General features: G+C 64.2%; 15 protein-coding genes. 4 read left to right on the top strand and 11 right to left on the bottom strand.

Going from position 1 to position 15,690, the window contains the following annotated elements:
* Nucleotides 1–5: 5 nt before the first annotated feature.
* From AC1DT7_RS05650 to AC1DT7_RS05630, 5 genes are read right to left on the bottom strand one after another with little or no spacing between them, the layout of a single operon-like run.
* Entirely contained in the window at nucleotides 6–1,178 is a 1,173-nt protein-coding gene (locus AC1DT7_RS05650) for a nucleotide kinase domain-containing protein (RefSeq protein ID WP_478034829.1), read from the bottom strand.
* Between the two features lie 6 nt (nucleotides 1,179–1,184).
* Nucleotides 1,185–2,039, bottom strand: coding sequence for a thymidylate synthase family protein (locus AC1DT7_RS05645; protein WP_478034828.1), 855 nt, complete (start codon nucleotides 2,037–2,039; stop codon nucleotides 1,185–1,187).
* Nucleotides 2,032–2,919, bottom strand: coding sequence for an ImmA/IrrE family metallo-endopeptidase (locus AC1DT7_RS05640; protein ID WP_478034827.1), 888 nt, complete (start codon nucleotides 2,917–2,919; stop codon nucleotides 2,032–2,034). Before AC1DT7_RS05640 ends, AC1DT7_RS05645 begins: the two co-directional genes overlap by 8 nt.
* Nucleotides 2,920–2,922: 3 nt before the next feature.
* Nucleotides 2,923–3,282 carry a helix-turn-helix domain-containing protein gene (locus tag AC1DT7_RS05635; protein ID WP_478034826.1) on the bottom strand — a complete coding sequence of 120 codons (360 nt, stop codon included), beginning with the start codon at nucleotides 3,280–3,282 and terminating at the stop codon, nucleotides 2,923–2,925.
* A complete protein-coding gene (locus AC1DT7_RS05630) occupies nucleotides 3,279–3,593 on the bottom strand; it encodes a hypothetical protein (protein ID WP_478034825.1) in 315 nt (104 codons plus the stop codon). Before AC1DT7_RS05630 ends, AC1DT7_RS05635 begins: the two co-directional genes overlap by 4 nt.
* 82 nt (nucleotides 3,594–3,675) lie before the next feature.
* On the opposite strand from AC1DT7_RS05630, the gene AC1DT7_RS05625 reads away from it, so the two are divergent.
* Nucleotides 3,676–4,200 carry a hypothetical protein gene (locus tag AC1DT7_RS05625; protein WP_478034824.1) on the top strand — a complete coding sequence of 175 codons (525 nt, stop codon included), beginning with the start codon at nucleotides 3,676–3,678 and terminating at the stop codon, nucleotides 4,198–4,200.
* 209 nt (nucleotides 4,201–4,409) lie between these two features.
* On the opposite strand, the gene rfbG is transcribed toward AC1DT7_RS05625, so the two are convergent.
* Together rfbG and rfbF are read right to left on the bottom strand one after the other, a co-directional pair.
* Nucleotides 4,410–5,492, bottom strand: a complete 1,083-nt coding sequence (rfbG, locus tag AC1DT7_RS05620) for a CDP-glucose 4,6-dehydratase (protein ID WP_478034823.1) — start codon at nucleotides 5,490–5,492, stop codon at nucleotides 4,410–4,412.
* Nucleotides 5,489–6,262, bottom strand: coding sequence for a glucose-1-phosphate cytidylyltransferase (rfbF, locus tag AC1DT7_RS05615; protein WP_478034822.1), 774 nt, complete (start codon nucleotides 6,260–6,262; stop codon nucleotides 5,489–5,491). The genes rfbG and rfbF overlap by 4 nt, the downstream gene beginning before the upstream one ends.
* A gap of 29 nt (nucleotides 6,263–6,291) precedes the next feature.
* Between rfbF and AC1DT7_RS05610 the strand changes: the two genes are divergently transcribed.
* The 3 genes from AC1DT7_RS05610 (at nucleotide 6,292) to AC1DT7_RS05600 (ending at nucleotide 11,358) form a co-directional block, all read left to right on the top strand.
* The gene (locus AC1DT7_RS05610; protein ID WP_478034821.1) at nucleotides 6,292–7,941 is read left to right on the top strand and encodes an ArnT family glycosyltransferase; all 1,650 of its coding nucleotides are present in this window, start codon (nucleotides 6,292–6,294) and stop codon (nucleotides 7,939–7,941) included.
* A 100-nt stretch (nucleotides 7,942–8,041) separates the two neighbouring features.
* Nucleotides 8,042–10,915 carry a TIM-barrel domain-containing protein gene (locus AC1DT7_RS05605; protein ID WP_478034820.1) on the top strand — a complete coding sequence of 958 codons (2,874 nt, stop codon included), beginning with the start codon at nucleotides 8,042–8,044 and terminating at the stop codon, nucleotides 10,913–10,915.
* 53 nt (nucleotides 10,916–10,968) lie between these two features.
* Nucleotides 10,969–11,358, top strand: coding sequence for a hypothetical protein (locus AC1DT7_RS05600; RefSeq protein ID WP_478034819.1), 390 nt, complete (start codon nucleotides 10,969–10,971; stop codon nucleotides 11,356–11,358).
* Nucleotides 11,359–11,364: 6 nt separating this feature from the next.
* Here the strand turns inward: AC1DT7_RS05600 and AC1DT7_RS05595 are convergent, their stop codons facing one another.
* From AC1DT7_RS05595 to AC1DT7_RS05580, 4 genes are all read right to left on the bottom strand, one after another.
* The gene (locus tag AC1DT7_RS05595; protein ID WP_478034817.1) at nucleotides 11,365–12,639 is read right to left on the bottom strand and encodes a serine hydrolase domain-containing protein; all 1,275 of its coding nucleotides are present in this window, start codon (nucleotides 12,637–12,639) and stop codon (nucleotides 11,365–11,367) included.
* Between the two features lie 35 nt (nucleotides 12,640–12,674).
* The gene (locus tag AC1DT7_RS05590) at nucleotides 12,675–13,172 is read right to left on the bottom strand and encodes a hypothetical protein (RefSeq protein WP_478034815.1); all 498 of its coding nucleotides are present in this window, start codon (nucleotides 13,170–13,172) and stop codon (nucleotides 12,675–12,677) included.
* A 44-nt stretch (nucleotides 13,173–13,216) separates the two neighbouring features.
* Nucleotides 13,217–13,894, bottom strand: coding sequence for a hypothetical protein (locus tag AC1DT7_RS05585; RefSeq protein WP_478034814.1), 678 nt, complete (start codon nucleotides 13,892–13,894; stop codon nucleotides 13,217–13,219).
* Nucleotides 13,895–13,993: 99 nt separating this feature from the next.
* A complete protein-coding gene (locus AC1DT7_RS05580; RefSeq protein ID WP_478034813.1) occupies nucleotides 13,994–15,481 on the bottom strand; it encodes a M23 family metallopeptidase in 1,488 nt (495 codons plus the stop codon).
* Between the last annotated feature and the right edge of the window lie 209 nt (nucleotides 15,482–15,690).

Genomic DNA, 15,690 nt, shown 5'->3' with positions numbered 1-15,690 from the left:
CCGACTTAGGCGCTTTCGTCTTGGGCGTTTACGACGCCAGGCCGAGATGCTCCAAAAGCTTCGTTCGGCACCGCGCCCGCGGCAATACGATCATTGATACCCCATTTGGGCGGATACCAGAATTCGATTGGCTGCGCCTGTGCAGAGAACTTCTGCTTGATACGCGTTCGGCCCGTCAGGCCCGCAGCTTCGGGGTGGGCTACCCGAGCATATTTATCGATTTCGCAGAATAGGTTCTGACAGTCGATGAGCTGCAACGGGCGGCCCCAAAGCGATGGGAATTCCAGACCCAGCCTTGAACATTCTTGCTCCTGCCGGTCAGCCATCAAACGGATCAGTTCGGCGTCGCTCAGCCCGCCGGTATCGGCGAAGCATTTGCGGAGGCCATCGCGCGCGCCCGGTCCGGGGATCACGAAATCCATTTCGGAGAAGTTGGTCACTTGACTATAGTTGACGTCAGTGACGAACTGATAGGCAAGGAAGTCACCGATCGTCGGATAGCCGCGTAGCAATTCGAAGCCTTTTTGCATCGAGCGCGCCGAGGCAAGTTTCTGCGGCAACGCTTGCGCCATCATCATTTCAAGGAGCTTGAGGTGATTTTGATGCTTAGCCTTGTGGCCGAAGGCCGAACTGCCCGGCGGCATGATATAAGCAGCCGAATAGACACGATGCCCATCCGCCATCGCCCGAGTGAGGACGGTATCATAGCGGTCGAATTGATAGTCCGCGAATGTGATCGGGCCGAGCGCTTGTTCAAGTCGCTCCCATGTTTCGATCTTATTGAACAGTTTGAAGAGGAGGATGCGGAACACGACCTCGTCGACCGCGCCTGGCAGGTCGTCGCGATAGATCACATTCCGGATCAGATATTGGCTGACTCGGTCGGATGCCCGGTAGGCATTGGTGAATTTGTAAACCGCCATTACGGGGTTATCGGTCCAAGGCCACGGATTACCGAGCGCTCGCCGATAAAATACCCGCTGGCGCTCGGCGGCGAAGCGCCAGTAACTGTCATAGACGGCGGTCGTCTTGGCTGGAGCAAGATGGCTCGAAATGATCGCCGGCGTTACGGGCGCACTCGCAGTCGGATAGTCGAACTCAAGGGCCCGCGGCGTTGCAGCGGGAATCTTGGCAGGGCGGCCGCGCTTGCGGCCGCTATGGATACCAGTCTTGGCCACAGAGCGTCAGGCCAACTGCGCGGCGAGCGGAAGTGACGAAGATTGGCGTTCTGCTGCTGGAATGCGCGGGGTCACGCATGCCTGCGCCGCTTCGATGAGCGGTCTCATCGCATCGTCCGTCTTGCTGATCCGTTCCAGCTTGGCCACACCAACCGTAACGTTGAGGCGCGCGAGCGGGATACTCATTTCATGGGCCATGAAAGCGGCGAGCTGGGCGAGGCCGAGATAGTTGCCATAGGCTTTGTCGAAAAGCTGCTGTGTGGCGTAAAAGGCGTTCGCGACCAAGCCAGCTTTGGTCGGCACAAAGCTCACATGCTGAAGGCAGGGGAAGCCGAGCTGGGCGGTTGCGTTGTGATCGCGTTCCGGATCGAACGTGGTTGCCTGCCACATCGACCGGCGCACGCCTGGTCGGCTTTCATACTGACTCAAAATCCACTCCAACTGATTACCATCACAGGGACCGCGCCCGTACATCATCAGCCGTTCAAAATAGAGGCCCTTGCCGTTAGCTTTCGGATTCTGGGCTCGATAAAAGGGGAATGCCATCTTGTAGAACTCGAACAGCTTGGCGCGATCCCCCTGCGCCATCTTCCAGAGCCGCTGCGGAAAGATGGTATAAGCGACGTCCTCGACGTCGCGCTTCTCCTTTTCCCCCAGTAGGGCGTCGAGCGCGGTGCGAACCTTGGGGTCTTCCGGGATGTCGTGCCCCTGGTCGAAGCCATCGATCGTGAGCACCAGTGGAGCGATTTCATTCCCCGGATGCCCTAGGATGTGGAGCAGGGTGCGGGAATAGGCTTCGGATATGCTTTTGGCCGCGATCATCAACGGCTCGGGGTTGTCCGATCGAGATGCCTTAGTCATCGACGTCGTCCTCCAAATGGCGGAATTCAGCGCGCCCAACATACGCGGTGCGCGCAATGCGGCCGAACGCGGCCCAGTTCGTCCCTGGGCGATCGATCCGGACCAAGCCTGGGCGCTTTGCTTCGAAAAGGCGCCCGGCGGATAGATCGGTGATCGGGGCAATAGCGTCGCCATGCGCGATTGTGCCGGGGGGAAGCAGGAGCAGATGCCCAACCTCCGCGTCGATGGCATGGCCGCCCCAAGCCTCGTCCGCGACGATAAGCGGGTTCGGTGCCAGCGATCCCAGAATATGAGCGCGCAGTGAGCGTGGCGTGAATTTGCGCAGTGCATCCGCTCGCGCGTGGCTGATCATTGTCTCGCCCCAAAGAAGGTGCGTGACGAGGGTAGAGTACCCAACCCCGAACAGGCACGCGATGCGGAAGATTTCGACCGGGGTCGCTGTTTCTGGCTTGAGGCCGCGGCTCGCGAAGGCATTGCGAAGGCCCAACGTCGGCATCAGCGCATACGCGGCAAAGGTGTCAGCACTATATTCCTCAGGCACGTCCCACGGACGCACCAATTGGTTTTCGCGCAACTCGTCGATCGACGATCCGTGGCCGAGGACATGGTGCCCAAGCTCGTGCGCGCAATTATAGGCGCGCCGGGGCAGCGGGCGCTTGCTCGAGAGATGGATGCGTGGTGGCGAGCCCCGCTGGTACATCCCCTCCATATTGATGTCGTTGAAGGTGACGCGGACCCCATGCGCCTCTGCAATCGAATAGATGCAGACCGGGCTGACTAGATCCTTGCCAGCTTTCAGCCGGGCGGTGATCGCTGCCTTCATGGCCTTGTCTGCCAAGGCGCGGCGGTTGTGCATCATCGTCTTGGCGAGCGCTTTCATGGGTTAGGCTCCCTTGTCGTCATCATCGGATTTCATTGCTGCGATGAGCTTCAAGAGGCGGTCGAGGTCATCGGGCTTGAGTTTGCTGAGTTCGCGGGCGGCAAGCTGGAGTTTGGGGTCGTCCGTAGCGGCGCGTTCGGGCGCGTCGCCGAGCAACCAGGACACCTTCGTGTCGTAAAGGTCGGCAAGTTTTGCCAGTTCATCAGCAGTGATCCGGCGATTGCCTGCTTCCATCTCAGAAATCGTCGGCCGGTGCATGTTCATCAGTTTCGCGACCTGCCCTTGTGAAAGGCCAGCCGCTTCTCGCGCAGCGCGAAGACGTGCCGGAATTGTTGTGGTCTTATCCGAAGCAGCGTCGCTCATTCCGCTTCGACCTCTTCGGCTTCCTGAGCTTCTTGCTCTTCCAGAATCTTGAGGACGAGCGCGACGGTCTGATTGATTGCGAGCGGCATCTTCGTATCTTCATCGACAAAGATATTGGCTTCGCACGGGATCGATTTCCCAATGGCGATACCGAGCATGCCGGCCGCGACCGGCCACACCTTACTGGTGAATTTCGGCAGGGCTTCGGCGGGCTTAGTAGCGCCGTCTATCGCAGGACAGTCTTCGCCGCTCAGCGACTGCACGCTCTGCAGCACCTCGATCAGCTTGGATTTAATGAAATTGGCGTCCATCGCGTCTCTCCGTGTCTTACGGGTGGTAAGATATTCTTACCGCCAGCAATGTCAAGGCCTGTCTCACCCACCGAGTCGTGCTATGAACGCGCGGATGGAAGAGCTTTCGTCGATCCTGGAGCAGGCGACCGCGGGTGTCGCTCCCGACTATTTCTATCTCAATGTCGATGGTGGCGATCCGGTCTATCGCGAGCGTGTCTATTGTTACGAGCTCTATCACCAGATGCGCATGCGCTGGCCGGCGCAAACACCGTTCTATCTTAATGGCGAGGTCGATAAGGCTCGGCACCCGAAAATGATCGAACTACGCGATCGGTTTCCCAAGCCCGATCTCCTCGTGCACCGACCCGGCTATATGGCGGGCAACTTCGCAGTAATTGAGGTCAAGTCCGAACGCGCCGGCAAGGTTGGCATCGCCAAGGATCTCGAAACGCTGTCATTCTTCGTCAACGAGTTCCATTATCAACGCGCGATCTATTTGATCTATGGCGACGCGGCGATGGCGACCCTGGCGCAAATCCAGGAGGTCGCTCAAGACATGGAAGAGTTCGGCGCGATTGAATATTGGGCGCACGTAGCGCCCCACACAGCTGCGGTACGTCTCTAAGCTTGGCCTCAATCCCTCGCTTTCGGCTGAGTACCTAGGTTATCCGCTCCGGGCTTGCACGTCCGGGCCAGATGAACAAGCGGCGGGCTCTGGGAATCGCAGTTGTGACGCTGAACGGCCGGAACTGGGGCGGCGCATACCGAACTCGGCACACCCGTAGGCGCTGAGTTCCTGAAAACTGGCATCGGTTGGGATAGGATCGCCCCGGTTCAGGCGGCCGAGCGCTGGCCTGAATCGCCGGTCAGGGCACGATAGTCGGCGATCTGCGCGCGGGTGATCGCCCGTGCATCGGCACCGTCGGCGACCGCCTTGTGCCACGCGACGATCCAGTCGAGCGCCTGATCGAGCCCGAGCGCCGGCCGCCAGCCAAGAGCTGCGCGCGCCTTGGAGCAATCGAGCCGGAGCAACCCCGCCTCATGCGGGCGCGGGCCGGTATCGGGCATCGCATCGGCCGCTCCTCCGCCCCAGGCGGTGCGCATACGCTCGACGATCCAGGACACCGGCCGCGCGTCCTCGTCGGACGGACCGAAGTTCCACGCATCGGCGAATTGCCGCTCACCGGCGAGCAGCCGCTCCGCGATCATCAGGTAGCCGCCCAGCGCTTCGAGCACATGCTGCCACGGCCGCACCGCTTCGGGCGCGCGGATCAGCGGCGCGGCGCCCGCCTCGAAGGCGCGGACCAGATCGGGCAGCAGCCGGTCGGCCGCCCAGTCGCCGCCGCCGATGACATTGCCCGCCCGGACCGAGGCGAGCAGCGGCCCGCCATCGTCGAAGAAGGACCGGCGCCAGGCCGACACCACCAGCTCGGCCGCGCCCTTGCTGCTGCTATAGGGGTCGTGCCCGCCCATCGGGTCGCTCTCGCGATAGGGCCAGATCCATTCGCGATTCTCATAGCATTTGTCGCTGGTGACGCAGACGATCGCCTTCACCCCCGCGGTGCGCCGCGCTGCCTCGAGCAGGTGGACGGTGCCCATGACGTTCGTCGCATAGGTCTCGACCGGCTCGACATAGGACAGGCGCACCAGCGGCTGCGCGGCGAGGTGGAAGATCGCCTCGGGCCGGGTCGCCTCGACCACCGCGCGGACGGCGGCGGGGTCGCGCACATCGCCTTCGACATGCCGGACCATTCCTGCGATCCGCGCCGCCTCGAACAGGCTCGGTTCGGTCGGGGGCGCCAGCGCGAAGCCGGTGACCTCGGCGCCCATCATGTGAAGCCACAGGCTCAGCCAGCTTCCCTTGAAGCCGGTATGCCCCGTGACGAGCACCCGGCGCCCGTTCCAGGCGGCGCTCACCAGCGCTTCCACGGGGCGTTGCCGGCGCGCCACAGATCATCGAGATGCATCTTGTCGCGCAGCGTATCCATGGGCTGCCAGAAGCCGTCATGCCGGTAGCTCATCAGCTCCCCGCGCCGGGCAAGCTGTTCCAGCGGGCCGGATTCCCACACCGTCTCCGGCCCGTCGACCAGGTCGAGCACGGACGGATCGGCGACGAAGAAACCGCCATTGATGCGCCCGCCATCGCCGGCCGGCTTTTCGCGGAAATCGGTCACCAGGTCGCCGTCGAATTCCAGCGCGCCGAACCGGCCCGGCGGCGTGACCGAGGTGATCGTCGCGCGGAGCCCATGCGCCTTGTGGAAACGCACCAGCGCCCCGACGTCGATGTCCGCCACGCCGTCGCCATAGGTCAGGCAGAAGGGCTCGCCGGGATCGAGATGGTGGCGGATCGCCGCCAGCCGGCCGCCGGTCATGGTCTCGGCGCCGGTATCGACCAGGGTGATGCGCCACGGCTCGCTGCGGGCGAAATGCACCTCCATGCCGTTGCCGCCGCGCAGGTCGATGGTGACGTCCGACGTGTGCAGGAAGTAGTTCGCGAAATATTCCTTGATCAGATAGCCCTTGTACCCGAGGCAGATCACGAAGTCGTTGAATCCGGCCGCGGAATAGATCTTCATGATGTGCCAGAGGATCGGCATGCCGCCGATCTCGACCATCGGTTTCGGCCGCACATTGGTTTCTTCGCCGAGCCGGGTGCCCAATCCGCCAGCCAGGATTACGGTTCGCATGGTCGCTCCACGTCATGACATTCGATAGCATGACGAATTCGATCGCCCCGGCCCGTAACGGGCGACGCATCCGATGGGCCGAATATGGCGCCCTGCTGCTGATTCTTGCCGCCGCAACGGCATTGCGCCTGTACGGCGTCGGGTTCGGCCTGCCGTCGCTCAACGACCCGGACGAGCCGCTGTTCATGATGACCGCGCTCGAGATGCTGCGGAACCACAGCCTCAATCCCGGCTGGTTCGGGCATCCCGGCACCACGACGCTCTATTGTCTCGCGCTGGTCAGCCTCGCGGTAGGGGGTATCGGCATCGCCACCGGGCGCTTTGCCGACGGCCCGGCGCTGGTGACGGCGGTCTATGCCGATCCCGGCATCCTGTTCCTGCCCGGCCGGCTGTTCATCGTTGCCTGTGGCCTGCTGTGCGTGTGGTTCACCTGGTCGCTCGGCAGGAAGCTCGGCGGGGCCAGGCTCGGGCTGATCGCCGCGGCGTTCCTCGCCGTGAACGCCGTGCATATCCATTATTCGCAGATCATCCGCACCGATGTGCAGGCGACGGTCTTCATGCTGTTGTGCACCCGATCGGCCGTGGCGGTCGCGCGCGAGGGGCGCACCCGCGACTATCTGCTGGCCGGCCTGTGGGCGGGGCTTGCCTGCGCGACCAAATGGCCGGCGGCGATCATCGTGCTCAACCCGCTTTGCGCCGGATTGTACCGGGTGTCGCTCGATCGCGGCGAATGGCGGCGCGTGGCGCTGCTGCCGGTGGCGGCACTGGCGAGCCTGGTGATCGCCTCACCCTATCTGCTGCTCGACTATCCGGCGGTGATGCGCAACCTGGCCGGCGAGGCGCGCACCAGCCATCCGGGTGCGACCGGCGGCGGCTTCCTCGCCAATCTCGGCTGGTATGCCGGGCATCCGCTGCTCGGCTCGTTCGGGGCGGCCGGCCTCGCCCTGGCCTTGGCCGGGACATTGGGCGCGTTCGTGCGCCCGCGCATCGCGGCCGCCGTCCTGCCGGGGTGCCTCGCCTTCCTGATCGTCATCGGTGCGCAGGCCCTGTTGTGGGAACGCTGGATGGTCCCGCTGCTGCCCTTCGCCGCGCTGGCGGCGGCGGCGGCGCTGTGCTGGCTGGCCGACCGGCTGAGGGCATGGACCGGCCGCCCCTTGCGCTTCGTCGAGGCCGGGGCAGCGTTGCTGCTGATGCTGCCGATGCTCCAGGCGGCGCGGACCGGCGCCATCGAGCGGTCGGAGGACACGCGGCAGGTCGCGGCCAGCTGGATCGGGAAGCACGTCGCGCCTGGCAGCAGCCTGGTGATGGAGCATGCCGGGTTCGACCTGCTGCGCGGGCCGTGGGGCGTGCTGTTCCCGCTCGGCTCGGCCGGCTGCCTCGACGCGCGTGGCATATTGGGCGGCCGGATCCGCTATTCGCGGGTCGAGAAGCTGCGCTCCGGACGCGCCGTGGTCGATCTGGCGCATGTGGACGCGGCGCAGCTTCCGAGCTGCCGTGCCGACTATGCCGTGCTTTCCCATTATGACGGCTATCGCGACGATCCCGTGCATTTCCCCGAGGAGCTGAGCCGTTATGCCCGGCTGCTGCGCGGCGGCACGCAGGTCGCGATCTTCCGGCCGGAACCGGGGGTCCGCACCGGCCCGGTAGTGCGCGTGGTGAAGCTGGAACCGGCGCCGTGACCAGTTTCGATTGGCATGACAGCGTTTAACCTGGATAAGGTCCTCAACCGGAATCGCCCATCACCATGGGCGATCTCAAACCGGGCAGGGGAGACGGGCAATGGCGCTGAGGGCTGCGGCATGGACATCGGCACTGGCGATCCTGCCGACGATCGCGCTTTCCGCCACCCCGCTCTCCGCCGCCGAGGTCCAGCGCATCGATCACGGCGTGGTGGTGACCCCCGATGACGGGCCGGCCCGGCGCGTCCGTGTGCTCGTCTATGGCGAGGGCAGCTTCCGCGTGACGGCGGTGCCCGGCGCCAGCCTGGATTTGCCGGAGAGTCTGATGGTGACGGACCGGCCGCATGGCGAGTTGGCCGTCCACCAGGCGAACGGCGTGGTCACGCTGAAGGCTGCAAAGGCCAGCGCCGAGATCCGCCTGGCGGACGGCCATGTCGCCTTTCGCGACGCCGCCGGCAAGATCGTGCTGGACGAAGCGGCGCGCGGCGCCTTCCGCCCCGTCGCGATCGACGGCCAGCCCTGGCTCGCCATCCGCCAGCAGTTCAATCGCGGCACCGACGAGGGATTTTACGGCCTGGGGCAGCACCAGAACCGACAGATGAATTACAATGGCGAGGACGTCGAGCTCGCCCAGCACAATATGGACATCGCCGTCCCCTTTCTCGTCTCGACCCGCAACTACGGGCTGCTGTGGGACAACAATGCGATCACCCGTTTCGGCAACCCCACGCCCTATGCCTTTGTCGGCAGCGGCTTGACGGTGGCGAGCGGCGGACATCCGGGCTGGCAGGCCCGCTATTATCTCGGCGACCGGCTTGCCGTCACTCGGCAGGAGCCGGTGATCAATTACGAATATATCCGCGACCAGGACGGATGGCCGGCAAAGGCGAAAGTGCCGACCGTGGCCTCGTCCGAAAGCGGCCAGAACACGGCCGGCAAGACCGTCCAGACCCAGCGTGTGATCTGGACCGGCACGGTCACCCCGGAGATGAGCGGCGAGCACAAGTTCCGCCTCTATTCCTCCAGCTATGTGAAGGTCTTCGCGGATGGCAAGCTGGTGCTGCAGCGCTGGCGCCAGAACTGGAACCCGTGGTTCCACAATTTCAGCCTGAAGATGACCGCCGGCAAGCCGGTCGACATCCGCATCGAGTGGGAGCCGGATGCCGGCTATATCGCCTTCTACCACAATGATCCGCTGCCGGCGGCGGACCGCCATTCGCTATGGATGTCGTCCGATGCCGGCAAGGCGATCGATTATTATTATGTCGGCGGCACCAGCATGGACGATGTCATCGCCGGCTATCGCGGCCTGACCGGCGCGGCGGCGATGCTGCCGAGATGGGCCTATGGCTTCTGGCAGAGCCGCCAGCGCTACGAGACGCAGGAGCAGCTGCTCGGCGTCGTGCGCGACTATCGCAGGCGCGGCATCCCGCTCGACAATATCGTGCAGGACTGGTTCTACTGGCCGCAGGACCAATGGGGCAGCCATGAGTTCGACAAGGCCCGCTTCCCCGATCCCAAGGCGATGGTCGACGAGGTCCATGCGCTGGGCGCGAACGTGATGATCTCGGTCTGGCCGAAATTCTATCCGGGCACGGCGAACGCCCGGGAGCTCGATGCGAAGGGCTATCTCTACCACGGCAATCTCGATGCGGGCCGCAAGGACTGGGTCGGTACCGGCTATCTCAATACCGATTACGACCCCTATGCCGCGGAGGCGCGCGCCATCTATTTCCGCCAGGTGCGGGAGCGGCTGGTGACGCTGGGCTTCGACGCCTGGTGGCTCGACGCGACCGAGCCCGACATCCATTCCAACCTGTCGATCGAAGAGCGGATCGGCGCGATGGGCCCGACCGCCCGGGGGCCGGCCGCGGCCTTGTTCAACAGCTTCCCGCTGGTCCATGCCCAGGGCGTGGCGGAGGGCCTGCGCGCCGCGCGGCCGGACGTGCGCCCCTTCATCCTCACCCGCTCGGGCTTTGCCGGGCTGCAGCGCACCAGCTCGGCCGTGTGGTCGGGCGACATCGCCGCGCGCTGGGACGATCTGCGCGACCAGATTTCGGCCGGGGTGAACATCTCGATGTCCGGCCTGCCCAACTGGACGCACGATATCGGCGGCTTCGCGGTGGAGGACCGCTACACCAGGCAGCTGCCCGAGGCCCGGGCCGAGTGGCGGGAGCTCAACCTGCGCTGGTTCCAGTTCGGCGCGTTCAGCCCGCTGTTCCGCAGCCATGGCGAGACGCCCAAGCGGGAGATTTACGAGATTTCCGCGGGCGACCCGGCGATGCAGCGCTCGATGATCTGGTACGACCGGCTGCGATACCGGCTGATGCCCTATATCTACACGCTCGGCGCCGACACGGCGCTGAAGCACGGATCGATCATGCGCGGGCTGGTGATGGACTTCGCCGCCGACAGGAAGGTGTGGCGCATCGACGACGAATATCTGTTCGGCCCCAGCCTGCTGGTGGCGCCGGTGACCGCGTTCGGCGCGCGCGCCCGGCCCGTCTATCTGCCCGCAGGCGCCGGCTGGTACGATTTCAACAGCGGCGCCTGGCATCCGGGCGGCCGCACCGTCGCCGCAGCCGCCCCCTATGAGCGCATGCCGCTGTTCGTCCGCGCCGGCAGCATCCTGCCCACCGGACCCGAGGTGCAGAACACCCGCGAGCAGCCCGGAGGCCCGCTGGTGCTGCATGTCTTCACCGGGGCCGATGCCAGCTTCTCGCTCTACGAGGACGATGGGGTGAGCCAGGCCTATCAGCGGGGCGACCATGCCCGCATACCGATCGCGTGGAACCAGGCGACGCGCATGCTGACCATCGGCGCGCGGGAGGGCCGCTACCAGGGCATGCCGGCGACACGGCGGATCTCGGTCCGCTTCTATCGGCCGGGCAAGGCGGCGACGCCGGACTTTGCGGAGAACGAACAGACCGCCCTGGTCTATGACGGGGGGCCGGTGACGGTGCGGGAGCGGTGAGCCGGCGCCGTGACGTTCATTTTGTGGACAGGTTCGGCCGCCCAAGAAGGGGCATGATCCGCCCGACGCCATGCTCCGCGAGCGCCTTGCCCCTGGCGTTCCTCCTGATCGCGTCGTGCTGGTCGGCCGCTTCCTTCGCACAATCCGCGCCGGCACCCGAAACGGGCGAGGCTCGGCCCGCACCGTCCGAGGGCGATACGCGTCGCCTGACCGATGCGGAGCGGGACGCGATCCTGAGCAGCAATACCGTGGAAAGGGCGGCCGCCGTCCGCGGCGAGCTGCCGGACTCGGAAGGCCCCGGACGTGGCATTCACGGCGAGGTCGGCGTCATGATCGGCACGAACGGCACGCGCGGCGCCTATGGCACCGCCGATATTCCGCTCGGCGACAATGCAAGAGCAACCGTCGCCGTCGAGAGCAGCACCTTCGGCTATCGGCGCTAGGATATCTCAGTCGCCCGGCGGCCCGAGATAGTCGGCGCCATAGACGGCCGCGCGGATGTCATGGTGCAGCGTGCCGTCGAACGGCCTGACCTGGACGAAGAACACCACCGCCATGTCGTTGGCCGGATCGACCCAGAACAGGGTCGTCTGGGCGCCGTCCCAGAAGAATTCGCCGACCGATCCGCGATTCTCCCCGGGCGTCTTTGGCTGCGCCGTGCGTACGGCAAAATCGAACCCGAAGCCGACCGATCCCTTGCCCGGCAGGAAGAAACGCCGGGTGATGCGCGGGTCGAGGTGGTCGGTCGACATCAGCCTGACGGTCGACGGCGCGAGGATGCGCACCCCGTCGAGCGTGCCCCGACCGAGCAGCATGCGCGCGAAGCGCATATAATCGTCGAGCGTCGATGCGAGCCCGGCCCCACCCATGGTCAGGCGGCGCGGCCCGAAATTGAGCGCGCGCGCCTTGTCGTCCGGCTGGCGGACGAGCTTGCCATCGGCCCCCTTCTCATAGCTTGCGGCAAAGCGGGGGAGCCTGTCCTGCGGCTGGGTCCAGCCGGTGTCGCGCATGCCGAGCGGATCGAGGATGGTGCGGCGGACATGCTGCTCGAACGGTTCGTCGGTCAGATGCTCGACCAGCAGCGCCTGGACGTCGACGCCGGTGCTGTAGCTCCATTCGGCCCCCGGATCGAACAGCAGCGGCACGCGGGCCAGCTTGTCGCCCATCTCCGACAGGCTGTTGGTCAGGGCGAGCGGATCGATCTCGTGGAAGATGACGTCGGCGGCGGTATCGCGCATGCCATAGGAGAAGCCGGCGGTGTGCCGCATGATGTCGCGGATGCTGATCGGCCGCGACGGCGCGCGGAGGACCGGCTTGCCGTCGGCGCCCGTACCGTCGATCACCTTCACCGCGCCAAAGGCGGGCAGGTAGCGCGCGAGCGGATCGTCGAGGCCGAACCTGCCCTGTTCCCACAGCTGCATCAGCGCGACGCCGGTCACCGGCTTGGTCATCGAGAAGATCTGGACGAGCGTGTCGCGGCGCATCGGTCGGTGCGCCTCGCGATCGGCCTCGCCCGCGGCGCCGAAATAGCGTTCGGCGCCCCCCTGCCAGACCAGCGCCGAGGCGCCGGTCGCCCGCCCGCTCGCGACCATCTGGCGGAGCGCGGCGTCGATGCGGGCGCGATCGATGGTGACGCCGGGCGCCCTGGCCGGTTCGGCCGCCAGCGTCATGCGGGGCGCGGCAAGGCCCAGGACGATCGTTGCCAAGGCGCTGCGTCGCTGCATTTCGGCTTCTCCCCTGTCGTTCTCGCTGATGACGTTCACAGAACTGGTTTTGCAATAGAATGACCGGAGGGAGGATAGCGCGCGATGGGGCAGCCCGACATCACTATCCTGCGTATCGGGCGCGAAAAACAACCACTGGTCGTCATCGACGATTTCGCTTCCCATCCCGACGCCCTGCGCGCCGCCGCGATCGTCTCCATGAAGCCGTAGAAGCTGCCGCCCGTGTGAGACCAGCCGCCGTGAAGGGGCGCCCGATCGTTTGGCACGATATCGCCGACCTTGGGAAAAGGCCGCTCAGGCAGGGGCGGCTGCCGTCCGGCCTCTTCAGCTTCACGATCCGCGCCGGCAGCATTCGCCCTATCCGGCATCGCCGCCGCCGTGCGCGCCGCGACGGTTCCACCTGCCTTGCCCAAGCCTGACGATGTTGCGGTTTTCGACATGTCCGGCGAGGCGTGCGGGGACTTGTCGTTGCCGCACGCCGTGCACGCGAACAGCGTCAGGACCATGCCGAGATTGATCCACGTGTTGGCCATCCGCATCTATCCCACAGCCGATTTCAGTTCATCTGGGCCCGGTGTCATTCGCACTCGTCCCGTTTCAGATCAGGCTCGGCTGACGTCAGCAGATCGATGATGCTAGGTGCGTATTCGAACCGGGCGGTGCCCAATCGCGCCTGAGTCGAAAAATGCTCCGTTGCCACCTGGTTAAGGGTGCTTCGGCTGACGGTGCACCAATACATCGTCACACTTCCACCTTGAATTCGGGCGACATTGTAATTTCCAATCGTTTCTTCGTCGTCAGGCAAGTAATATGCGAAAACAATAACATTATTTGATGTTTTTCTTATGCCAATATAATCTGCATATCGATAGAAGTTCGCTTTGAGATATTCGCCCTTGTCATTGCGGATGACCGTATTCTGGTCTCCCTGGCTCATGTCTGCTTCGACATCATAATATCGCGAAAAAGAATCTCCGGGAATGCGATAAGATTTATATTTTTCTTCCCCGTCTTCCGATTCGGAATAAGTCAGCCATTTTTTCCATGGACCTTCACCGGGGTCGGGGAAGCGCAAAACCTCCTCGGCAGTCGTCCCACTACCGCGCGCTACGTTTCTTGCCGGCCCCGGGCCGGATTTGCCCTCACGAACAGCGGCAACGGACCGGTTGGCGGCACCATCGGTAGTGTCTGGGCTGCATCCAGCGCAGGCAACGATAATAATGGCTAGGCCAACTCCGCTCGATCCGAGTCTCATCGTCTGCTCCGCCCGTATCGTGCCTGCAAAATGATCTCCATTTGTTCCGCAAGAGTCAAGGCGCCGTTCTGGGCGCGAGTGCATCGCCGACACGCAGCGTCAACGTTTTCTGGGTGGGAGGCGACCCTCCATCCAATCGACGGGATTATACGTATTGCGGTTACGGTCATGGACTTCGAAATGGACATGGCTTCCCTGACCGCGAGCGTTGCCCGTGGAACCAAGGACTCCGATCGGTTGCCCGAGGCGAACGGGGGTTCCGCTCGCCAGGCGCGGCACCGTTTGGAGATGTGCATATAGGGTAATGTAGCCGTCCGGGTGGGCCACAGTGATGTAATTTCCCCAACCTGCCATTTCTGGCCCGTGCCCCTGAACCTTGTACGGGACAAATTTTCCATTCTTGTCCTTCTTCAACAACCTTTTGCCAGTCTTGGGATCTCTGGCCCAGACTTTTGCCCATTGTGTGCTGGCCGTCACGACGACACCATCCGCTGCGGCCCGTACCGGTGTGCCGAGCGGTCCGGGCACGTCATCTCCCAGATGACGCTGAGGCTTTCCGGTACGTTGTTTTCTGTAGCGACCCTCGGGTGAGTATCGTCCGTCGGAATATGCGACACCCCTCACGTCCTTTTCGCCTCGTCGAGGGAAATGAACGCCCGTCGCAGGAATTGGAACTGGCCAGCTTCGCGGGAACTTTACGCCCGAGCTGGGCACCGGTGTCGAAGGTGCAGTATTGTGAACAGGTATATCGCCGCGGCGCGCTTCCGCAGAATTACTGCTGGGCGCCACCGGCCCAGTCTTGCTCTTGCCCGAGTTTGGTGGAATCGCCAGCTTTGGCTGTCCCCAAGTTTCAACGTCTTCAAGTACGTCAGTGAGCGTTGTCGGTGCGGTCGCTGTTTTCGGCGTCGTTCCGATCGGCGCTTCGCCGATCATCATGGCATTGGCATTCATATCGATGGATGATCCGACCGCTGCCGCGCCTTGGGCCTCCGATGTCTCGTCTGGCGCAGAGGCGTTGGCCATGAATGTCGCGTTCGTCATCCTGGCGGCCGGTGGCGAGTTGGCTGCTTCTTCGGTAGAGGAGCCCAGCACCCTAAACCCGCCGGCCTTCCACCAGTGGATCGCCTCGTCGGCGGTGTAGGTGAACGGCACCAGCCCTTCGGCGATCAGGGCATGGCCGAAATATGTGTCCACCTCTTCATAGGTCGCCGCGCGCTTGCCGCCGGTGACCTCGTCCAGATCGTTCATCGTGCGCGACATCAGGGCCATCGCCATATAGCCGCCCTTCGGGTGTGGCATGCTCAGGTGATCGGGCACCTTCCACTGCGATCGCGGTCCGTCCCAGGGCTGGGGCGGCGAGGCCGGCGGCCGAACCACCGGCGGCGAGGCGAGGTGGATATTCTCCTCGATGAACCGCCGCATCCATTCCTCGTCCGACTCGTCCTCCGGCTCGGGCTGCGCTTCGAGAGAACCATCGGAGGCTGCCGCCCCTGACGGGTCGGTAGGTTCCGGCGCTGCCGACCGGCTTGCCTCGGGCGGATCAAGGGGCAGCTCTTCACTCTCGGTCTGCGGGATATCGATGGTCATCAAACCCTCCTGTCCGCACGGTCGCTAAGCCCGAAAGCCGCGATCTTGAATCAGATCGCGCTTGCAATGTAGGAAATTTCCTACGAGAACATATATAGAACGAACAGCGGGAGCGAGTCGTGAACCAGCAAGACATTTTGCGGGAATCCCTTGGCATGCGTGCCGAACCGGGGAGCGGGCGATGCGCGCCCTGCGGGGTATCGGGGTGG

It is taken from the genome of Sphingomonas sp. P3_C6 (genome assembly GCF_056402595.1).
Note: the sequence above shows the minus strand (reverse complement) of the source record. Positions and strands in the feature narration are given on the sequence as shown.